The 20,989-nt window shown below is 45.2% G+C and carries 18 protein-coding genes; 10 read left to right on the forward strand and 8 right to left on the reverse strand.

The features are described from left to right. Nucleotides 1-52: 52 nt before the first annotated feature. Nucleotides 53-247 carry a glutaredoxin family protein gene (locus tag HZB61_02445; protein ID MBI5055468.1) on the reverse strand — a complete coding sequence of 65 codons (195 nt, stop codon included), beginning with the start codon at nucleotides 245-247 and terminating at the stop codon, nucleotides 53-55. Between the two features lie 235 nt (nucleotides 248-482). On the opposite strand from HZB61_02445, the gene HZB61_02450 reads away from it, so the two are divergent. Continuing rightward, nucleotides 483-1,439, forward strand: a complete 957-nt coding sequence (locus HZB61_02450) for an FAD-dependent oxidoreductase (protein ID MBI5055469.1) — start codon at nucleotides 483-485, stop codon at nucleotides 1,437-1,439. 16 nt (nucleotides 1,440-1,455) lie between these two features. Here HZB61_02450 and HZB61_02455 read toward each other — a convergent pair whose 3' ends face one another. The 3 genes from HZB61_02455 to der form a co-directional block, all read right to left on the reverse strand. Then, on the reverse strand, nucleotides 1,456-1,617 hold the full coding sequence (locus HZB61_02455; protein ID MBI5055470.1) for a hypothetical protein: 162 nt from the start codon (nucleotides 1,615-1,617) through the stop codon (nucleotides 1,456-1,458). Continuing rightward, a complete protein-coding gene (locus HZB61_02460) occupies nucleotides 1,617-2,402 on the reverse strand; it encodes a YihY/virulence factor BrkB family protein (protein MBI5055471.1) in 786 nt (261 codons plus the stop codon). Before HZB61_02460 ends, HZB61_02455 begins: the two co-directional genes overlap by 1 nt. A gap of 183 nt (nucleotides 2,403-2,585) precedes the next feature. Next, nucleotides 2,586-3,893: a ribosome biogenesis GTPase Der gene (gene der / locus HZB61_02465; protein ID MBI5055472.1), complete on the reverse strand. Its 1,308-nt coding sequence runs from the start codon at nucleotides 3,891-3,893 to the stop codon at nucleotides 2,586-2,588. Between the two features lie 303 nt (nucleotides 3,894-4,196). On the opposite strand from der, the gene HZB61_02470 reads away from it, so the two are divergent. The 9 genes from HZB61_02470 to HZB61_02510 all read left to right on the forward strand — a co-directional run bounded on the left by HZB61_02470 (nucleotide 4,197) and on the right by HZB61_02510 (nucleotide 16,065). After that, nucleotides 4,197-5,582 (forward strand): outer membrane beta-barrel domain-containing protein, encoded by a 1,386-nt coding sequence (locus HZB61_02470; protein ID MBI5055473.1) that lies wholly within the window; start codon nucleotides 4,197-4,199, stop codon nucleotides 5,580-5,582. Nucleotides 5,583-5,662: 80 nt separating this feature from the next. Next, on the forward strand, nucleotides 5,663-7,483 hold the full coding sequence (locus HZB61_02475) for a VCBS repeat-containing protein (GenBank protein ID MBI5055474.1): 1,821 nt from the start codon (nucleotides 5,663-5,665) through the stop codon (nucleotides 7,481-7,483). A 52-nt stretch (nucleotides 7,484-7,535) separates the two neighbouring features. Beyond that, nucleotides 7,536-7,991, forward strand: coding sequence for a large-conductance mechanosensitive channel protein MscL (gene mscL / locus HZB61_02480; GenBank protein ID MBI5055475.1), 456 nt, complete (start codon nucleotides 7,536-7,538; stop codon nucleotides 7,989-7,991). A 153-nt stretch (nucleotides 7,992-8,144) separates the two neighbouring features. Next, a complete protein-coding gene (locus tag HZB61_02485; GenBank protein MBI5055476.1) occupies nucleotides 8,145-8,825 on the forward strand; it encodes a lytic transglycosylase domain-containing protein in 681 nt (226 codons plus the stop codon). 139 nt (nucleotides 8,826-8,964) lie between these two features. After that, nucleotides 8,965-9,948: a quinolinate synthase gene (gene nadA / locus HZB61_02490; protein ID MBI5055477.1), complete on the forward strand. Its 984-nt coding sequence runs from the start codon at nucleotides 8,965-8,967 to the stop codon at nucleotides 9,946-9,948. A 26-nt stretch (nucleotides 9,949-9,974) separates the two neighbouring features. Next, nucleotides 9,975-11,375, forward strand: coding sequence for a sensor domain-containing diguanylate cyclase (locus tag HZB61_02495; GenBank protein ID MBI5055478.1), 1,401 nt, complete (start codon nucleotides 9,975-9,977; stop codon nucleotides 11,373-11,375). 81 nt (nucleotides 11,376-11,456) lie between these two features. Beyond that, nucleotides 11,457-11,549 (forward strand): aurora kinase A-interacting protein, encoded by a 93-nt coding sequence (locus HZB61_02500; GenBank protein MBI5055479.1) that lies wholly within the window; start codon nucleotides 11,457-11,459, stop codon nucleotides 11,547-11,549. A 580-nt stretch (nucleotides 11,550-12,129) separates the two neighbouring features. Beyond that, nucleotides 12,130-15,654 (forward strand): chromosome segregation protein SMC, encoded by a 3,525-nt coding sequence (smc, locus tag HZB61_02505; protein ID MBI5055480.1) that lies wholly within the window; start codon nucleotides 12,130-12,132, stop codon nucleotides 15,652-15,654. Between the two features lie 246 nt (nucleotides 15,655-15,900). Further along, nucleotides 15,901-16,065: a DUF1643 domain-containing protein gene (locus tag HZB61_02510; GenBank protein MBI5055481.1), complete on the forward strand. Its 165-nt coding sequence runs from the start codon at nucleotides 15,901-15,903 to the stop codon at nucleotides 16,063-16,065. A gap of 437 nt (nucleotides 16,066-16,502) precedes the next feature. Here HZB61_02510 and HZB61_02515 read toward each other — a convergent pair whose 3' ends face one another. The 4 genes from HZB61_02515 to amrB form a co-directional block, all read right to left on the reverse strand. After that, nucleotides 16,503-17,531 carry a hypothetical protein gene (locus HZB61_02515; protein ID MBI5055482.1) on the reverse strand — a complete coding sequence of 343 codons (1,029 nt, stop codon included), beginning with the start codon at nucleotides 17,529-17,531 and terminating at the stop codon, nucleotides 16,503-16,505. Beyond that, nucleotides 17,522-18,529: a redoxin domain-containing protein gene (locus HZB61_02520; GenBank protein MBI5055483.1), complete on the reverse strand. Its 1,008-nt coding sequence runs from the start codon at nucleotides 18,527-18,529 to the stop codon at nucleotides 17,522-17,524. The genes HZB61_02515 and HZB61_02520 overlap by 10 nt, the downstream gene beginning before the upstream one ends. Continuing rightward, the gene (locus HZB61_02525) at nucleotides 18,526-19,917 is read right to left on the reverse strand and encodes a cytochrome C (GenBank protein MBI5055484.1); all 1,392 of its coding nucleotides are present in this window, start codon (nucleotides 19,915-19,917) and stop codon (nucleotides 18,526-18,528) included. The genes HZB61_02520 and HZB61_02525 overlap by 4 nt, the downstream gene beginning before the upstream one ends. A 206-nt stretch (nucleotides 19,918-20,123) precedes the next feature. Then, entirely contained in the window at nucleotides 20,124-20,927 is an 804-nt protein-coding gene (amrB, locus tag HZB61_02530) for an AmmeMemoRadiSam system protein B (GenBank protein MBI5055485.1), read from the reverse strand. Nucleotides 20,928-20,989 lie beyond the last annotated feature (62 nt).

Consider the following 20,989-nt stretch of genomic DNA (forward strand, 5'->3'; position numbering starts at 1 on the left):
TTGATATTGCTACTATAAAAAATAAATCGATAATCAGAACGTGAATAAAAATTTACTTGTTCAGCAACTCGTCAATCTTTTCCTGATTAAATCCGGTCACTGCCTCGCCGTTTATTAAGGTCAAAGGGAGTGTCATGATGCCCATTTTCCTCAGGTCATAAATAGCGGCAGGCTCTGTTGCAATATTGCGCTCGGTATATTTAACGCCTTTTTGTGAAAGATACTCTTTCACTTTAGTACAGTACATTCAATTGGTCTGGCTGTAAACGACGACCGTCTTCTCCGACATAATAAAATCCTCCATCCGTAGTAATAATTATAATTGAAAATTCAAAAAGATGATTAATATTATATAGATAATATTCAGGAAATAGCAATAAAATTAGTCTTTTAATCTCCTCATGAAACTATTTGCTGAAAAAGATTTTTTTATGCGATTTTTGTAGAATAGAACACTGTTTTTTCAATCTGGAGGATTTTTAATGACGGAAGAATTAGAAGAATTATATGATGTGATTATCATCGGCGGCGGGCCGGCCGGACTAAGCGCCGCGCAATATGCTTCCCGCGCCAAACTTAAGACAATTGTCCTTGATAAATCGCAGGCAGCAGGCGCATTGGCTTTTTCAAGCAGGATTGAAAATTATCCGGGACTGCCTGAACCTGTCACAGGGAAGGATTTGCTTGATACCTTCCGCAATCAGGCAATAAAATTCGGCGCCGAATATGTTGAAACCCGGGTCATAGGAGTAAAACTTGAAGGCGAATTAAAAGAGGTCAGCGCGCTGGACAATACATATAAGGGAAAAACCTTAATAATCGCAACCGGCGCAATGGGCAGGCAGGCAAGCATCAAAGGAGAGAAAGAGTTTCTTGGCAAGGGCGTGTGTTACTGTGCAATATGTGATGCCGCGATCTTTTTTGATCAAACCGTCTGCGTAATCGGCGACAGTGAAGAAGCCCTTAAGGAAACCGGGGTTGTCGCCAAATTTGCCTCAAAAGTTTACTTGATTTCTCCTTCAAAGACACTTAAGCTGTCTGAGCATCCTCCATTTGATACGTCTAAGGTAACCCTTATGACAGGTTATCGCGTGGTGTCCATTGAAGGCAACAGCGTTGTAGAATACGTGAAGGTCAGGAATGCCGAATCAAACGAAGAGCAGGACATTCAAACAAACGGGGTTTTTGTGTATTTGCACGGCAACAAACCCATAGTGGACTTTCTTGGCGGATCTATCGAACTTAGCGAGGAGTCCTGCGTAAGCACTAATAAAATGATGGAGACTTCCATCCCCGGCATTTTTGCGGCAGGAGATGTCATTTGCACCGAAGTACGGCAGGTCGTCACCGCTGCGTCAAATGGTTGCATCGCGGCGCTTTCCGCTGAAAAATTTATACATCACAGAAAACGGATGAAGTACGACTGGGCGAAAAGCTGAACTGCTGAAGCAGGACTTAACCGGCTGCCCTTACATCCACAACTTTGTCCACAGGCACGACGATCCACCCTTCTTCCGCCTGGAGGTATATTTCCGTCTCTCCGATCCCGACCAGGGTTCCCCGATATGTGACATCTACTGTAATGACTTCAACCTGTTTGCCAATCAATTCCTGCATTATGATTTTCCGTTCATATTTTTTACAAATTCTCCGCCCAGAAGAAAGATACACGAAATATAATACATCCACAAAAGGAACAAAATAAACGTGGTCAGCGAACCGTATATCGCGCCTATATAAGAGACATTTTTTACAACCCATGTGAAAAAGTGTTTTGCCAGCTCCCACAAGACCGTCACAAGAAGAGCGCCTGCGAAGGCGTCTTTCATCAGGATCTTTCCCTTTGGGACGATCTTATAAACGGCGGCGAAACTTAACAGTACAAGCAGAAACGGGGCGATGTATTTTAAAAAAATACCCGGCTGATATCCGAAAAAATTCATGGGAGTGCCGGCGAAGGAGCTCAGCGTAAAAGCCAAAAACAGAAAAACGATCACAAGGGTCACTATGATAAAGGTCGATAAAATGAATAAGAGGAAGTGTCTCCTCTTTGGCGCTTTAAATATCACATCCATTGCGCGCTCTATTGAATGAAAAAGCTGAATGGAAAGGAAGGCGTAAATGATAAGCGTTATCCAGCTTATGCCCCTGAAGGTAATAACGTTTCTCAGTTCATTCGTGATCCCTGAGGTAACAGACGGGAAAAAACTTATCAGCCTTGAAAGGGAAAACCGGTAAACATCCTCATTCACCCCCATAATGTGCCCGTAGAGCGCGATAATGAGAAGACTTAAAGGCACCAGCGACATAATGAGAAAATATGCTATTGACGCAGCCAGATAAAAACATTCATCCCTGAAAAATGCCGTCACGCTTTTGCCGAAGACCCTTATCAGAAACATAGGACCTCTTTACTAAAAGACCCGATACCGAACAAACACAATGACGACACCTTTAGAAAATCAGGATTAAACTTGCAAGAAAAAAAATTGGGATCGAGCAATGACAATATCTCTTGCAGAGCAAAGTTAGGCATTTCAATGTCCGTCGATTCATTATGTTTGTGAGGCATTGGGTCTTTTTTCCTACTTCTTTTTCTCTCTGACATAGATCTCTACAGGAACACCCTTGAAGGAAAACCGCTCTCTCAATTTGCTTTCAAGAAACCTGATGTACTGTGCCTTTATCCCTTCCTTGAAGTTTGTGAATACCACAAAACCGGGAGGGCTCGTCTTTATCTGTGTAATATAAGATATCTTGACCTGCCTGCCCTTGTACATTGGCGGCTCCTTTGCCGAAAGCGCCTTGCCTAAAAATTCATTCAGCTCATGCGTATCGATTCTCTTGGCCCCTTCCGCAATAATGCTGTCTACAAGAGGGAAAAGGTTCGTGACCCTTTGTTTGTTCATCGCGGATATTGTTAAGGCCGGGGCATACCTCATGAACCACAACTTTTGATAGACCTGCTCTTTAAAATCCTTCAACAACAAACCGGTCTTATCTACAAGGTCCCATTTATTCAGGAGAAGGACCGCTCCTTTTTTCGCTTCAAATACGAGTCCGGCAATTTTCTGGTCCAGTTCAACAACTCCTTCAGATGCGTCAAGAACAATCAGGGCAACGTCACAGTCCTCGATGTTTTTTAATGTCCTGAGGAATGAGTATCTTTCAACCGTCTCCGCCATCCTGCCCTTCCTGCGTATCCCCGCTGTGTCAACTATGACATATTTTTTTTTGTAATAGGAACAAATTGAATCCACCGCGTCCCTTGTTGTCCCGGGCACGGGGCTGACGATCATCCTCTCCTTGCCGAGCAGGGAATTGACAAGTGTTGATTTTCCTACATTAGGCCTTCCCACAATCGCGATCTTCGGATAATCGGTTTCTTCCTCGGCGCCGGAAGGGAGCTGCGATACAATGCTGTCCATGAATTCTTCAAAGCCGTAGCCGTTCAGCGCGGAGACCGGCAGCGGCTCAACACCGAGCGAATAAAAATCATAAAGGGCCTTTTCCTTTTTGGGGCCGTCTATTTTATTAACAACATAAAAAACCCTTTTGCCGTATTGCCTCAGTTTATCAATCAACTCGGCATCAAGCGGAAGCACCCCGCTTTCAGCGTCCAGCAGCAGGAGTATAATGTCCGCTTCCTCAGCGGCAAGAAGAAGCTGTTTGTTGACCTGCCTGCCGATGTCCTCATCAGGCTCATGCTGAAAGCCCCCGGTGTCGACAAGCAGGAAGGATTTGTCTTCCCATGAAGCCTGCCCGTAGAGCCTGTCCCTCGTTATGCCGGGAATGTCTTCTATGACGGCAAGCCGCTTGCGCACCATCCGGTTAAAAAGCGTGGACTTCCCTACATTAGGTCTTCCGACAATTGCGACAATTGGTCTTGCCATTATGCTCCACCTGAGTTGTGAGGATTCTGTTGCCGCAACCTTGCAGGTTACGATTTTATTAACTGAAAAATTATTTTAAACGCCGGCTGGAGACCGCGGCTGCCAGCCAGTCATCACCAAATTTATAGAGAGACTAATTATAGCATAAGGCGGCAGGCAGAAAATTTGACATCCAAACCCGGGTTGTTTTCATATTTTTTTTTGACAAACTGTTTTTTTTGTGATAAGTGTAAAGTATCAAACATATAAATTTGAATTCTTCACGGACAATCATTAACTTTATCTGACAGATTGGAGGGCATCATGGTTGGAATTTCCAAAAATATCTCATCCATAAAAAGAGGTATAATGTTAATCATTTTCAAGTTTGTCGCTGTTGCAATCGTAATTTTGCTGACGGCTTTTCCCAATGCCGGACTGGCTGAAAACAAAGCCGGCGCGGTCACACTAAATCCTAATATCGGGGGTTATGTGTTTGAGGGGAACCAGCACATCGATAATAACGTGGCCTATGGATTAGGCCTGGGTTATAACTTTACTGAAAACTGGGGAGTCGAAGGTAATTTCAATAATATAAATACTGACGCTGACTCTCATGGAGCAGATGATGTGCAGGCTTATATTTACCGCATCGACGGGCTTTACCACTTTATGCCTGAGAAAAAGCTGGTACCGTTTGTTGCTGCGGGCATCGGCGCCATTACGCTCAATGGAGCGATCAAAGATGACGGGACCTTCGCTTTATTCAATTACGGCGGCGGCCTTAAATATTTTCTTACCCAAAATCTTGCACTTCGCGGCGACGTCCGGCACATTCTTTTCAGAGGTAAAGATGATCAAGTCAATAATCTGATTTATACATTGGGGCTGACATTCGCGTTCGGCGGCGAAGAGAAAAAGGAAGCTGTGCCTCCGCCCGCGCCTGAGCCGTCACAGCCCAAAGACAGTGACGGTGATGGTGTATATGATGATATTGATAAATGTCCCGATACGCCTAAGGGAGTCGCAGTTGATATGTACGGCTGCCCGAAAGACAGCGACGGCGACGGGGTCCCTGATTATCTCGATAAATGCCCTGACACGCCAAAGGGTGTTGCAGTTGATATAAATGGCTGCCCGAAAGACAGCGACGGCGACGGGGTCCCTGATTATCTCGATAAATGCCCCGACACGCCAAAGGGTGTTGCAGTTGATGTTAATGGCTGCCCCAAGGACAGTGACGGCGACGGAGTGCCTGACTATCTGGACCTGTGCCCTGACACACCTAAAGGCGTCGAGGTAGATTCCAGTGGATGTCCCAGGCCTGTACCTGCCGCGAGAGCTGAAAAAACCGTAGATCTTCAAGACCTTCCTTTTGATTTTGATAAATCAACTCTAACGGAGGAAGCACAAGGTGTACTTAAAAAGAATATACAGACCCTGAAAGAAAACCCCGATGTCAAAATCCGCATTGAAGGACATTCATGCGCTCACGGGCCAGATGATTACAACCTCAGATTGAGCGAGAGAAGGGCAAACGCCATCAAAGAATATTTAATTAAAGAAGGAGGGATATCTCCTGATAGAATGAGCACGATTGCCTATGGCGAAACCAGGCTGGCCATGCCTGAAATACCGACCCCGCAGAATAAAAATTCAATTGAGGCAAAAACCAACAGGAGAGTGCATTTTGAATTAATTAAATATTGACCTTATAATAAATAAACCATTTAGACAGGTTACGGCAAGAGTTAAAGCTTTCTTTAATTCCTGCCGTATATTTTATCGGGATGTTGAAGATTTCAGTATACAGGCCTTTCATTGTTTTACTCTCCGCTGTCTTGCTTACCTCCTGCGCTGCGCAAAAAGAAAAGCCGATGATCTCAACCCCGTCTGGAAAAGAAATAACGGTTGAAAACAATACGATACCTGACAGGAAAGAAGAAGTTAGGAGTGAGGAAAAAGAAAACAAAAAACCCGCTCAACCCTCTTCCATACACTGCGAGGAGAATACCGACACGAATTTCAATATCAGCGGCATGAAGGTCCTGCCCTTTATCAAGACCGCATTCTTCGACATGAACGGAGACGGCTTGACGGACCTGATAGCAGGAGGCAAAAACGGATTGCTTTATTTATATCAAAACTCCGGAGATCCGCAAATCCGTTACTGGAAGCCGGTGGAAGAATATTTCAGCGGGGTCAATGCAGGGGCATTTTCAGCGCCTTCAATCGGCGATATAGACGGCGACGGAAAGGCGGAGATAGTCATAGGCACCGGCGGTTTTTCATCTGATTCGGGCCGGATATTGATCTTCAAAAATACGGGACCAGCGGAATCACCGCGATGGAGAAGGACCGATGGGACTGAAATAAAAATCGGCAATGACGCCGCTGTAACAATTGTTGATTATAATTTTGACGGAGCTCCCGACATAATAGCCGGAAACTCAGAAGGTGAAATATCCTTTTTTAAAAACATTTCAACAGGCAGGGACGTCAGGTTCGCGCGCGACAAGTCCCCTCTGAATAAACAGTCATTTGATAAATATGCTGTTCCCGCGGCGATAAAACTGAAAGACAAGATCGTCCTGGCCATAGGCACTTCAATGGGCAAGCTCTACATGTTTGAACTGGAAAAAGACGGCAAAAAGGTTTCGCCGAAGAATGTGAAGATCAACCTTTACGCAAAGAGATTTTTGTCCCCGGCATTTACAAATCTCCTGAATAAAAGCCGGTTCGACCTCGTGATTTCCGACGGGGACGGCATCATTTCATATTATGAAAACAGAAAAAATGATTTCTCCGCCTGGGAGAAAATCCCTGAATTGTTCAATAACAGGATATTTGCAGGACCGGCCTGCGCCCCGACAGTTTGCTCCATCGGCAGCAGGCTGTATATGGTAGTCGGCAACATGGACGGCAGATTAAAACTTTATGAGTACAGGAACGGACCCGGGGGCCTTCCGTGGGTCGAGAAAAAAGGATATCTTGATGACATCAAGGTCTCCGGTTTTTCACGCGGGGTCCTCGCAAGATGGGAAGGCAGGGACATCCTTATTACAGGGGAAAGCGGCGGCGGCATCAAGGCATTTGTTAATACCGGTCCAGAGGAAACGCCTTCATGGCGAGAGGAAAAAAAGTTTTTCAAAGGAGTACGGAAAAACTATCACAGCACCCCTGCCGTTTTTGACCTGGACAATGACGGAAGATTGGAGTTGATCACAGGAGCTGATGATGGAAAGATATACACATACAAGGTCAAGGAAATAATAAACGGCCTGCCGGTGTGGGAAGCGATCACGGGGCTGTTTGACAACATACAAGTCAAGGGTTTCTCCACGCCTTCCGTTATCAGGGTTAAAGATATTCTTTATCTTTTTGTAGGGCAGGAAGATGGAAAGATAAGAACATATACTGTTGAATTACCTGATGTCGGCAAATCCCGTATTGATCTCAATAAACTTGTATTTATGGAAAAAAATTTCCTGAATGAAATCAGAATGCAGAGCCACAGTTCTCCTTACCTGATCATAAATAACGGCGTAATTGAGATGATCTCAGGTGATTACGACGGCAACATCCGGCACTTCAACTGTATTCACGGCTAACTTACAAAAAATAAAACGTTAACCTTACACCCGCAAAAAAAGGAGGAGGACAATGTTTAAAGAATTTAAAGAATTCGCAATGCGCGGCAGTGTCGTTGATATGGCAGTGGGTATTATTATCGGCGCTTCATTCGGCACAATTGTCAACTCGCTTGTTGCCGATATGATCATGCCGCCAATCGGTATGATACTGGGCAATGTCGATTTCTCAAATCTGTTTCTCGTATTAAAGCAGGGTGCCCAGCCCGGCCCCTACGCCTCTATCGCAAACGCAAAAACCGCCGGAGCGGTCACAGTCAACTACGGCCTGTTCCTGAACACTATAATCAGCTTTATCATAGTCGCGTTTGCAATGTTTATTTTAATAAGAGGCATCAATCAGCTTAAAAAGAAAGAAGAAATCCCGCCTCCTGCCCCGTCAACAAAAGAGTGTCCCTACTGTCTCTCAACAATTCCGGTTAAGGCCGTCCGCTGCGGACACTGCACCTCTGAGCTGAAAACAGTATAGATTTGCAGGATAAATAACATATCCGCCGGATATCCAGCAGTGATTATCGTCACTAATAAATTCCTGTGAAATATCCGAATATATAGATATATGACAATTGCGCGGACAAATTATAAATTGACCGGATTGCCTCATACATGTTATATTTTTTTAATGATGCAGACGATTTTTATATGCGTATTTTTATTGTTCTCCATCGCCTCGGCCTCTTCCTACGCGGATATTTACAAATACGTTGATGAAAACGGCGTCACCTATTATACAAACGTTCCGCAGGACAAAGATTACAAAAAAATCATAACTGAAAGAAAAGAAAAAGACGTTTCAACCCGCGAATACCGCGAATATTACGATGAGGTGATACACAGCAAAGCAGCTGAATACGGGATAGAGCCTTCGCTTGTAAACGCCATAATCACAGTGGAATCAAACTGGAACTATAATGCGCTGTCAAACAAGGGGGCCATGGGGCTCATGCAATTAATGCCTTCGACCGCAAGTGACATGTCGGTAAGCAATCCCTACAACCCGGAAGAAAATATCGAGGGCGGTATCAGGTATCTCCGTTTCCTGCTCGACAAATTCAATGACGTTCCTCTTGCCCTTGCCGCATACAATGCCGGCCCAAGGACCGTGCAGGAACACGGCGGGATCCCGGCGATAACAGAGACGCGGCAATATGTAAAAAAAGTGCTTTCCATTTATCAGGGCAATGCGAGCAACAACTTATACAGCAGGCGGGCGCAGATTTACAAAGTCACCCTCGAAGACGGGACTGTCCTCTTCACAAACACGCCATTCGCCTATCAGAACAACAAAGTTTCAAAGTTTTAATTCCGTACCTTTAAAAAAATCCCCCATGTCAGTACAAAAAAAGTTAACCACGAGCGCGCTGAAATTTTTCATGTATAATATTAAAATTCAGCGCACGGGATTTTATTTCTCCGTGTACTCTGTGCTTTAATAGATGACGATGACAGACAAAGAAATACTGCGTGAGCAGATATTAAAACTGAAGGAAAAGCGCAACGCCATTATCCTTGCGCACAATTATCAGCGGGAAGAGGTTCAGGACATTGCCGATTACACGGGCGATTCACTTGAACTTTCCCGTAACGCGGCCACTATAAAATGTGACGTCATCGTATTTTGCGGGGTCAATTTCATGGCTGAAAGCGCATCGATACTCTCGCCTGACAAAATCGTCCTTCTCCCTGAGATTAACGCGGGCTGCCCGATGGCAGACATGATCACAGCCGGCAGCGCGAGAAACCTGCGTACACAATTCCCCGGCTACGAATATAAAGGCGGATATAAGTATCCTGCGGATTTTACTTTAAGGGACATCAAAAATCTTCATCCCGGTGTCCCTGTCGTCACATACGTAAATACCACTGCTGATGTAAAGGCGGAAAGCGATATCTGCTGCACCTCGGCAAACGGCGTGAAGATAGTTGAATCACTTGATTCCGATAAGGTCATCTGCGTGCCGGACAGGAACCTCTCGGCGTGGATCGCGAAAAATACAAAAAAACAGGTCATAGCATGGGACGGCTTTTGCCACGTTCATGACAGGGTCACACCAGACGATATAATCAAGGCAAGAAAAGACCATCCTGACGCGCTGGTGCTTGCGCATCCTGAGTGCAAGATAGAAGTTTGTGAAATGGCCGATCATGTCACAAGCACCTCCGGGATGCTCAGGTTTGCGAAATCATCTGACGCCAAAGAATTCATTATAGGGACTGAAACAGGACTTCTTTACAAGCTGAGAAATGATAATCCCGATAAGACGTTTTACCCTCTGCGAAAAGACATGGTTTGCCCGAACATGAAGAAGACAACACTTAAGAGCGTCTTTCATGCGCTCGATACCGTAACTTACAAAATAAAGGTCCCCGAAGAGATACGCGTGCCTGCCAAAATGGCGCTTGACAGGATGCTGGAAGTAAAATAAATAATCAAGTGTAAGAAAGATAAAAAATGCTTCAGAAGTTTTTCAGATTGATCACCTTTGTTGACCTTCCAATCAAAAAGAAATTCACGCTCTTTTCCCTTGGCGTCCTCTTCTGGTTCGTTGTGATGTTTGCAATAAGCATTGCTGCAAATTTTTACATCAACAGTAAAACCGGCGGCATCGTCAAGGAAGTCACCACCCTCACCTTTTACATCTTTACCGGCGTTCTTTTAATAGCAACCGCGCTGCTTGTAATTTTTACAATATCAATCTCAAAGGCCATTGCCAAGCCGGTCAATTTAATCACCGGACAGATCCGCGCGCTGGGAGAAGGCGAAGTGGATTTTACAAAGAAGATCGATATCAGCTCAGAAGATGAGATAGGAGTACTTTCAAAAGACTTCAATACTTTGATGGATGAAATTCATGAACTGAACACCTTCAAAAAAGTCATTGAAGAAGACGACAACATTGAGGATGTTTACTCGCGTCTCGGCAAGGCCTTCAGCGAAAAGATCGGCCTGAATGAGTTCATCATCTACGAGGTTTCCAACGGCCAGAAGATAAGGCCGGTTTACCCGATCATACTGAATGACAGGGACATCTTCTGCAGCGAGGAGATCCTGCATAACTGCGAGCTGTGCAAGGTCAAAAAAACCGGGCATATAATCTCCTCTGTCGAATACCCGGACATCTGCAGACAGTTTAAACCAGGGACCGGAAAGGTGCACGTTTGCATCCCGATGATTATCGGCGGCAAGACAGGCGGTGTCGTCCAGTTCCTTTTTGATAAAAAAGATTACAGCGTTGAAGGGAAAGACAAAAGGCTGTTCAAGGCAGAGCGGTACATAAAGGAGTCTCTCTCCGTGATCGAGGCGAAAAGGCTCACAAATACCCTGCGTGAATCGGCGCTAAAAGATTCCCTGACAGGTCTTTATAACAGGAGGTTCCTGCAGGAGTACACCGAGACGCTTGTGGCCGGAGTGCTCAGGAGGCAGAAAAACGTCGGCCTGATGATGTGCGACCTGGACTTCTTCAAACAGGTAAATGACTTTTACGGGCACAATGTCGGAGACAGCGTCCTTAAAGAGACTTCGGAGATCATCAGGAAATGCGTCAGGTCGTCCGACCTTGTAATACGTTTCGGAGGGGAGGAGTTTCTCGTGCTGATGCTTGACATCAACGCTGGTGAGACAGTAAAGGTAGCTGATAAGATCAGGGACACCGTCGAAAAAACAAAGATAAAGGTGTCTGACGGCGTGATTAAAAAGACCATCAGCCTCGGCGTAAGCGAATTCCCAGTGGATACCGAGAGCTTCTGGCAGGCGATAAAGTTCGCCGACGTGGCCCTTTACAAGGCCAAAGAAACCGGCAGGAACAGGGTCGTGAGATTCAATGAGGCCATGTGGACCGCGAAGGAGTTTTAAGAAATTAAATTTATACCTATCAAATCATTAAGAAGATATGGTAAACTGTGTTTCTAATTTTTATCCAAGGAGGTGAATTGTTTGGGAAGCGTTGTAAAGTGGCGTAAGAAGAAGATGAGCAAGCACAAGCACAGGAAGCTGCTTAAAAGAACAAAACATCAGAGGAGAAAATAGGATTTGTTCTCATTCATTTCTTTTATATTTATTGCGTTAATAAAAAAGGGCCGGTAATACAGTTCTTTTCTATTTCACATCTCTGTTTTTTTCTTTAATAAACATTCTCAAATCCTGGTTAATAAAAAAATAAACATCTGTTTACCGCACTTATGTTTATTTTTCTCCTGCCTGTTTTAACCCACGTTATTCATGGTGTACTCTGTTCCAATGATTGCTGAAATGGAAGTCTGCGGAAGAATTTCTATGCGACACCGCTTTAAAAGCCGATGGCAAAGAGCAGAGAGCTAAGAGTTAAAGGCATAAACACAAATTGCACTGAAGCAAAAATGTAATAAGTCGTTTGTCGATTATAGAAATTCTGGAGCAGACTTCCATTTCGGCAACCAGGAAAGTGATAAGTATTCAGGAACGTAAATAACCCGGTTTCAAAAGTCATCAGGATCAAATAATTTGCTTGATAGAAATCTCCTGATGGTATATATTATTCAGAGCTAAAAAACACATCATATTGTGAGGCAAGGAGCATAAATTTACTACATTTAGTGGATATCATCTTAATTTATAAAAGGAATAATTTATGAAAGTTGAAAGACTGGAGTTAATAGGTTTCAAATCATTCGCGGACAAGACAGTGTTTAATTTTCATCCAGGGGTAACCGCCATTGTCGGTCCGAACGGCTGCGGCAAAAGCAATGTCGTTGACTCTTTTAAATGGGTGCTCGGCGAGCAAAGCGCCAAGAGCCTGCGCGGCGACAGCATGGAAGACGTGATCTTTCTGGGGTCCGCGACAAAGAAGACCAAGGGCCTGGCCGAGGTCACACTCGTGCTCTCTGATATCGTCAAAAATTCCTCAAACGGCTCTGAAGATGAAAGCAAAACCACAATAGAGCAAATCTCCGTTACGCGCCGTCTCTTCAGGTCCGGCGAAAGCGAATACCTGATGAACAAAGTCCCCTGCAGGCTCAAGGACATCAAGAATATGTTCCTTGATACAGGTCTTGAGTTGAAGGCTTATTCCATTCTTGAACAGGGACGTATGGACCAGATACTGAATTCAAAACCCCAGGACAGGAGATTCCTGATCGAGGAAGTCGCGGGCGTCATGAAATACAAGGTCAGGCGCACCGAGGCCCTGAACAAGCTTGAGGCGTCCAAATCAAACCTCCAGAGGCTTCAGGACATTATCACCGAGGTCAAGAGGCAGATAAACACCATAGACAGGCACGCAAAGAAGGCGGAGAGATACAAGAGAATTTTTGAAGATCTTAAAGACATCGAACTGCGCATCGCTAAGAGAGATTCAAAGGCGATGCAGGATGAAATATCCGGCCTGACCCTGTCTGAAGATGCGCACAAGGGAAATGAAGCGGAGCTGTACGCAAACCTCCACGCGACTGAGGCGTTGATCGAGGAGAAAAAGCGCATATGCGTTGACACTGAAAAGCATCTGAATGAGGTCAAGATGCAGCTCTATTCCTTTGAAAGAGAGACCACCGAAGACGAGGGCAAGATAGCCCTGCTTAAAAGCGACTGCGAAAATTTAAGGGAAAAGATCGGGTCACTCCAGAGACAGGACGGCGAACTCGACGCGCAAAAAGAGACTGCCATCCAGTCCATAAAAGAGAGCGAAGATTCTACTGTGAAGATGGAGCAGGAGCTTACCGGCCTTGAGGCAATGCTTGCGGACAAGAACGATGCCTTCCTTTATGCAGAGGAAGAAATAAAAGTCATGGAACGCGATCTTGAGGTCCAGAGGAAGGGCCTCTTCAACAAGGCGGAAGACATCAGCAATATGAAAAACGAGATGAACCATCTGACCTTCAGCATCGAAAATATCATCAGGAAGGCTGAGAAGAGTTCGCAGGACATTACTTCGCTGAATGACTCGCTTTTGTCAACTCAAACAGCTACAGAGGAAACAAAGAACGAACACCTTAAGGTTTCGGCTGAAGTGAATGAAACAAAGAAGGCCAAAGAAGACCTTGCAAATAAATTAAGAGACAAGAAGACCGAGCTTTCCTCAAACGAAGAGTCCCTCTACCGGGAAAGGGAGGAATTGGCAGGGATGGTTTCCCGTCTTGATTCACTCAGTGAACTGAACCAGTTGCAGAGGACTGCTGTTGATGAACACGTAAAGGCGCTCTGCCAGGTCGCAGATATATTTGAAACAACGTCGCAGTACGAAACCGCGATAGAGGCTATTTTAGGAGACAAGCTTAACGCGGCAATTGTCGAAGACCGCAATGAGATCGCAAGGGGACTTCAGTTTGTCAGGGAGCAGAAATCAAAACGGAGCGGTTTTATCGCCGCAAACTCAGAAACACATTCGCCTGATTCAGGCCACAATTTTACGGGCAATGGAATTATCGGGGCCGCGATCAATTTTGTCACGGCCAAAGACGATTTCCAGAAAATCGCGTCGCTGCTTTTGAGCGATGTGGTGCTGGTTGATAATCTCGATACCGCTTTCTCTCTCCGGGACACGGAAGCGGGCGCGAAACAGCTTTACCTTGTAACTCTTGACGGAGAGGTGCTCGAACCCTCGGGCGTTGTCTTTGGCGGAAGCGGCAAAGAGGTGCTCAAGATAAAGAGGATGATAAAGGAACTTGAGCAGGACATAACGGTCAGGAAGGGCAGGATCACCGAGGCTGAAAGAATCGTTCTTTTAAACAAGGAAGAGATCGTATCAATAGAAAATGAGATCATTTCCACCGACGCAAAAATCTCCAGCCAGGAAAAATACTGCCACACACTGGAGATCAAGATAACGAACCTCATAGAGGAAAATGAACGGCTCAGGAAAAAACATGAATTCATCTCCCTTGAAATAAATGATGACCATGCTGAAAAAGACAATCTGAAAAACCTTCTCGATGACAAAGATTCCATATGCAGGAGGCTTGAGGAAGAGAAACTGGACATCGAGGAGCAAATAAGGTCTGTACAGGAAATGATCTCAGGCAGGAGAGAATCCCTTGAGGTGCTACGCTCGGAGCTTACAGAGATAAAACTCAACCTCGCCTCCACAAGAGAAAAGATGACCTCGATCAAAAGAGAAAACGAAAGGCTCACCCAGTTCATCCTTGATATAGAAAAGAAGAAGGAAGACATGGCTGACGAGCGCGTCGATATCGAGCAGAGCATCAGCCATAAAGAACAGGAAGTGGTTGAGAAAGAGAACGCCCTGAAAACCAAGATCGTTTCGGTCAGCGAATTGCAGAATGAGGTCTCAAAGATCAGCGATATACTTGAGGCCAAAACCGCTGAGCTTTCAATTATTGAACAGCAGCAAAAGTCTCTTGCGTCAGGGCTTGATTCAGTCCGCACCGAGCTCAATCACATCGAGATGAAAAAGATGGAGTTGTCCATGAAGCTCAACTACCTGAAAGAAGACATCAGAAAGACGTATTCACTTGAGATAGAAACAGCGGAGATCGCGGACACGGTTTCGCAGGAGGAAGAGGAAAAACTTTCACGGCTGAAAGACCAGATCCAGGAGATAGGGCCGGTGAGCCTCGGCACCCTTGATGAATATGAAGAGCTCAAATCGAGGCATGACTTTCTCACAAAACAGCGCGATGACCTTTTGGCAGCCATAGACGCCTTGCAGGACACGATACAGAAAATAAACAGGACCACGCAGACGCGTTTGCTCGAAGCCTTCAACGCCCTGAATGAAAAATTCAGGGAGGTATTTACCACACTTTTTGGAAAAGGACGCGCAGAGCTCCACCTCACCGATGAAGGAAATATCCTGGATTCGGGCATTGAGATCGTGGCCCAGCCCCCCGGCAAGAGACTGCAAAACCTCATGCTCCTTTCAGGCGGTGAAAAGGCCCTGACAGCGCTCTCCCTGCTCTTTGCGGGATTCATGATCAAACCCACCCCGCTGTGCATACTGGACGAAGTGGACGCCCCGCTTGATGAATCAAACACAGACAGGTTTATCCACCTGCTGAAAGAAATGTCAAAGGGCATCCAGTTCATCACCATCACCCACAACAGGCGCACCATGGAAGCCGCAAACTTCATCTACGGCATCACCATGGAAGAACCCGGTTCGTCAAAAGCAGTTTCCATGCAGCTTGCAGAAGCGGTGTGAGGGACGTTCGCCGCATGTTGTTTAGCACAAGGTTGATGTAACAAGCAATCTTCATACAGATCAGTTAATCAACATGAAAATAACATATGACAAAAACAAATGGTTTTACGAAAATGACCAAAGCAATGACATCAGATATGTTTTAGGAATAAACGGAAACAATCCCCTCTTATGCTTCAGAATAAATCCAAGTACAGCTAAGCCAGACAATCTTGATACACCTTAAAATCTGTTGAACGACTTTCTATTAAAAATGAGTTTGACAGTTGGATCATGCTAAATATCTATCCGCAAAGAGCCACAAACCCTAATAACATGCACAAAGAAATCGACAAAAAGATTCATAAAAGAAATCTGGAATTCATTAAATCACTCTTTTTAAAAAATCAAATAAATATTTTGGCTTCATAGGGGACTTTGATTGAAAAAAGAATTTACTTGATGGATTGTTTAATTGAAATTTATAATTTGTCAAAAAAATACGACTGCAATTGGCTGACAATAGGAAAAGAATCAAAATTTGGACATCCACATCACCCACTCTATTTATCTTCTGAGGATAGGATAAGAAATTTTAACATTGATAGTTACATTGAGAAATTAATAAAACTCGTTGGTTAACACTCATTGCAACAATAATAAATAACATTTCTAATAATCAATAATGTGGGATTCGAAGAATTATCGGCTGTGTCGTCCCTCTGCATAAAGAGTTAGCTGTTGGCACATTACACGGCATTTTAAAACAGGCAAAACTGAGCGTTGAAGAATTTATGTAAGACTTATAATATCAAAAGACTTCCTTCAAACTTTTCTACTATATTTGCAACGTAATCAGTAATCGCTCCCTAATTCATCTTCTTCTTATGACACTTCTGGCATAGCTCGAATATGGTCTCGACTTCAAACGCCCAGAGGTGGGGATAATTCGAGGCGTGGGGGTTGTGGCAGCTTGCGCAGGTGAGTTCCTTCCCTATTCTCACGGGATCAGGACGGTTATGTGTGGGGTGGCCTTCGGTAAACATGGAGCCGCCGAGGACGTGTGTCCCGGTGGCTTTTTCAGCGTGGCAGTTCACGCACAGGTTCCACGTTGGCTTTACAAGATTGAAGGGGTTCTCCGATGCGTGGGGGCTGTGGCAAATGGTGCATTTGCCGAGGGTGACAGGGCCGTGCGTATATTTCTTGCCGCTCCATTCGCTCTTCTGGTCAGTATGGCAGCTGAAGCACAATTCCGTGTCTGGTTTCTTCACTGAATATTTCGGGTCTGTTTTGGGATCGTGGCAGCTCAGACAGCTCCAGACTGCGGCAGGCCCGTGGACATATGTGTTGGAGGTTATTTTGTTATGGCATGTATAACAGGTGGATGTAACGGACAGCAGGGCCTTTTTGTCCAGGTCTTTGAATGTAGAGGGGTTGAGGGGTTTCTTATCATATTCTGTCGGAGACATTATGTGGCATTTTGAGCACTGAGACCATTCTTTCATATGAAAGGAATCTTTTTTAAAGCCCGCCGGGGGGTTGATATACGCCCCGACAATGTCCGACCTGCGGAAGACTTTTATGGTGGTATTGAATACCTGGTAATCGCCTTTGAGGGCTATGACATTTATCTTGTTGACGCCAAGCTTCAGGGGAACGGAAAAACATTTATATTCGAGATCCGAGATGATGGTCAACGGGTCTTCATTGTCATTGACATAAACCTTTATAGCATCCGCGGAACCCGCGGGCACTTTCAGCGATATCTCCGCGATGTTGTATTCAACGACCGTGCCGTCGGGAGGATATTGGAGGGTTATTTTTTCGTGGTCGGCTTCGGCATTCAGGAGGGACACAAGAACAAGGACTATGCTGTAAAGAATTGTCCTTACTGGCATTTAGATATGGCCGAGGGGAGGACCTGTTTCTTAATGATCTTCTCCATAGCTTTTTTATACATTTCTATCGCCTTGTCTTTGTCGCCTTTCTGCTCGTACGCCTTTCCGAATTCATAATATGTCATTTGCGGATACGGATTTGCAACTGCCGCCTTTTCAAGGACCTCAAGGGCCTTATCAACTTCCCCTTTCATTACAAGCGCGCCGCCAAGCCCTGTCTGCGCATCATGGGAATTGGGGTCCAGTTGAAGGGCCTTGTTAAAGGCCTCAAGCGCCTTGTCCGCTTCTTTCAGTTCGAGATCGAGAAACCCTAGGAGGATGTATGATTGCGCCATCTCCGGCTTCGCCGCTATAGACCTGTTCACCAGCTCTACCGACTGGTCAAGGAGTCCTGACTGGGTAAATTTTAACGCGAGGTTATACAGTCTTAATGCCTCAAGCATTGCCTTGTCCTGTTCCGCTTTATGAGGGGAAAGGATTTCATTCAGTTCTTTTTCATCTATTTCGCCGATGAGTTTTTTGATATACCCTTCGAGAGTATTCTTGTACGTAAGCGGATGGCTCGGTATGTCATAGACAAGAACGCCCTGCTTATCGATGATCACAGTAGTGGGATAAACCCTTATTCCGTAACTGCTGTATAACTGCCTGTCAGGGTCTATCAGTAATGGATAGTCTATCCCTTTCTCCTTAAGCACCCCTATCGCGTCATCCTTATTATCGGTATCGGAAATAACGCTTAAGACCCTCACGTCTTTTTTCTCATATTTTTTCAGTTCGTCATATGCGTCTTTTAAGGCAAGCGCTGAGCGGTCATGCGCCGTACGCCAGTATATGACCACAACCACCTCGCCCTTATAATCGCTGAGCGATACTGCCTTGCCGTCGGTTGAATTCAGGGTAAAGGCCGGAGCGGCCTCACCAAGTGAAATACTGATTGCTTCCGAAGCAGGACTGAACACCATCAATAACGCAATGAGGAACGTAAAGAATATCATCCGTTAATCTCCTTTTTCTCTCTATCATACTTCTTCTGTTTATGGCATCCCGGCATACAGCTTCCGCCGGTTTCGGTCTTCTGATAATTAAGCGGCAGGTCCCAGCCTCCGAAAGGCACGGCTTCCCTGATATGTTTCGGGAAATTGCTCGCGTGCGTCTCGTGACACGCGCGGCAGGTCCTTCCTTTTATTGCCTTGTTTACATGCACGAAGTGGAGATTTGTGTTTCCGTTCCTGAAATTGGTCAGCTTTGTTGTTTCGGGATTGAGCACGAGCGTCTTCTCATGGCAGCTGAAACACAGGTTGTAATTTTCAACCGCGAACGGTTCATAAAATGTAGCCGGGTAAAAGTTCCTCAGTATCCTGAAATTGTTTGAGCCGTGAGGGTTGTGACAGCCGGAACAGTCTTTCTGTTTTATCGGGCCGTGCTGGTCCTTGTTTTCACCAAACCATTTCTGCATATTCATGATCGGCTTGCCTGCCGCATCCTTGTATTCCTTGTCGTGACAGCTCAGGCATAAATCCATGGGTTCTTTTATCAGGTTCTTCGCGATATTTGAATTATGCGCATCGTGGCAATTCAGGCATGATTTCTCAGTTTCAAGCGCTCCGTGCTTTACAGTTACAGAAGCCAACTGGTCTTTCTTGTCTTTATGACAGTTTAAACATAAAGTTGGAGAGGAAGACTCAAGCATAAACTGCTTTGCCGCTGAATGGGGATTGTGACAACTGACGCAATTTTCAGAGACGGGTTTATGCACAAACTGGGAGTTGTGAATAGTCTCTGCCTTGTCGGTGTGACAGTTAAAACAGAGCGCGGGCCCCTCGGCTTTTAAATTTTTCGCATAATCCGCGGTATGCGGGTCATGACACGCAACGCATCCGCCTACAGCGGCAGGACCGTGCACAAAAGGCTTGCTGACAAGGGCTTCATCGTGACATTGAAAACAGAGTTCGCCGCCTTTGGCTTTTAACTGGAACTTGAAGGCCGAGCCGTGCGGGCTGTGGCATTCCGTGCATTCATTATTTTCCAGGGCGGTATGGGTGAATTTTTTGGGTTTGAATTTTTCATGACATGAAAAACACTTGTCTGATATCTTTTTTATCGCGCCGAATTTATTGTTCTTCGGATCATCTTTGTGTTTCGGCGACTCGCCGTGACATACGGCGCATTGGCTGGCAGCAACAGGACCGTGGACAAATTTATCTTTGCCCATCTGCGCGTGACATTGGGCAGTAATGCATGTTTCCTTAGGCGCAGCCGGCGCCTTTTGCTGCGCAGTTTCAGCGGCCTTTTGCTGAGCTGATATAGGCCGCTCCGATAAACCAAATGCGATAAGGACCGCAAGCGTAAAAATAAGCAGTAAAACTGTTGATTTGTTTCTCATGAATCCTCCGTTATAATACAATTTATTTTATTATTTCAAAACAACTAACTCTCAATTAGGTGATTTTATATTAAAAGAAAGGTTAATTATTAATCAATATCCCTAATTGTTTTTTGCTTTATAGTAGTTTTCCCCATAGAAAGGGCCCAGTAAATCATGTCTTGATTTCTAAGATTATCGGTAATCGTGGCGGAAGTTATTTAAACTTACCTTACTATCAGCCCTGCGTAACCAACAACATAATCATAATCGCCGCTTACTTCTCCGGAAGTCATATACTTAATAAGCTCAGCTTTTTTTGCGCCAAGTTTATTTGCAGCGAAAAGCATTGTTGTTACAGGCACGACGCCGCACATGGTGATCCCCTCTTTATTAACGGTTGAATAAAGCCCTTCAGGGTCCAGGGCGATGACCCTGTCGATTGCTTTTTTGTCCTTTGTGCGGGCCGTTGAGTCTGTGACATAATGGCTCATGTCCGAGCTTGCAACGATTGTGACTGGTCCATCCGTTTCTTTAATAACATTTGCCAGCGCCTCTCCAAGGAGCCTGCAGCTCTCAAGAGATACGCCCATCATCGTAATTGGAACAATCCTGACGGCAGATGAAAAATGAAGAATAAACGGAAGCTGCACCTCCAGTGAATGCTCCATGGAATGTGCTAATGCATCCTCCTGAATAATGCCGGACTTCGCCATTATTTTCTTTGCAAGGTTTTCATTTATCTCTAATTCGCCGGTGGGCATTTGCCATACACCGGATGACATTATGGAGGCAGGGCTTCCAAGGCCTGTATGATTCGGGCCGATGATAATAAAGGTGTTCGGGAATTTCAGTCTTGAAAAAACCGCGCCTGCGACCGCGCCTGAATACATAAGGCCCGCATGAGGTGAAACAACGCCGAGGGCGGTTTCTTTCGCGGCCTTTTCATCGACAAACCCACTGACCTGTTCGGTAAGCCCGGCAGGAGATGACGGATAAAACTGCCCTGCGACTGCGGGTTTGCGTTTCATAGGTTAAATAAATTGTCCACAAATTTCGCAGATAACACAGATTAAAATAAAAACTAAATCAA

Source organism: Nitrospirota bacterium, assembly GCA_016214845.1.
Taxonomy (GTDB): Bacteria; Nitrospirota; Thermodesulfovibrionia; order UBA6902; family UBA6902; genus SURF-23.

Excerpts from the sequence above, each read along its gene's own strand:
- HZB61_02450 (MBI5055469.1), top strand. The coding sequence starts at position 483 with ATGACGGAAGAATTAGAAGAATTATATGATGTGATTATCATCGGCGGC.
- HZB61_02445 (MBI5055468.1), bottom strand. The coding sequence starts at position 247 with ATGTACTGTACTAAAGTGAAAGAGTATCTTTCACAAAAAGGCGTTAAA.
- HZB61_02515 (MBI5055482.1), bottom strand. The coding sequence starts at position 17,531 with ATGCCAGTAAGGACAATTCTTTACAGCATAGTCCTTGTTCTTGTGTCC.
- smc (MBI5055480.1), top strand. The coding sequence starts at position 12,130 with ATGAAAGTTGAAAGACTGGAGTTAATAGGTTTCAAATCATTCGCGGAC.
- mscL (MBI5055475.1), top strand. The coding sequence starts at position 7,536 with ATGTTTAAAGAATTTAAAGAATTCGCAATGCGCGGCAGTGTCGTTGAT.
- HZB61_02520 (MBI5055483.1), bottom strand. The coding sequence starts at position 18,529 with ATGATATTCTTTACGTTCCTCATTGCGTTATTGATGGTGTTCAGTCCT.
- HZB61_02525 (MBI5055484.1), bottom strand. The coding sequence starts at position 19,917 with ATGAGAAACAAATCAACAGTTTTACTGCTTATTTTTACGCTTGCGGTC.
- HZB61_02460 (MBI5055471.1), bottom strand. The coding sequence starts at position 2,402 with ATGTTTCTGATAAGGGTCTTCGGCAAAAGCGTGACGGCATTTTTCAGG.
- HZB61_02495 (MBI5055478.1), top strand. The coding sequence starts at position 9,975 with ATGCTTCAGAAGTTTTTCAGATTGATCACCTTTGTTGACCTTCCAATC.
- nadA (MBI5055477.1), top strand. The coding sequence starts at position 8,965 with ATGACAGACAAAGAAATACTGCGTGAGCAGATATTAAAACTGAAGGAA.
- HZB61_02475 (MBI5055474.1), top strand. The coding sequence starts at position 5,663 with ATGTTGAAGATTTCAGTATACAGGCCTTTCATTGTTTTACTCTCCGCT.
- HZB61_02455 (MBI5055470.1), bottom strand. The coding sequence starts at position 1,617 with ATGCAGGAATTGATTGGCAAACAGGTTGAAGTCATTACAGTAGATGTC.
- amrB (MBI5055485.1), bottom strand. The coding sequence starts at position 20,927 with ATGAAACGCAAACCCGCAGTCGCAGGGCAGTTTTATCCGTCATCTCCT.
- der (MBI5055472.1), bottom strand. The coding sequence starts at position 3,893 with ATGGCAAGACCAATTGTCGCAATTGTCGGAAGACCTAATGTAGGGAAG.
- HZB61_02485 (MBI5055476.1), top strand. The coding sequence starts at position 8,145 with ATGATGCAGACGATTTTTATATGCGTATTTTTATTGTTCTCCATCGCC.
- HZB61_02470 (MBI5055473.1), top strand. The coding sequence starts at position 4,197 with ATGGTTGGAATTTCCAAAAATATCTCATCCATAAAAAGAGGTATAATG.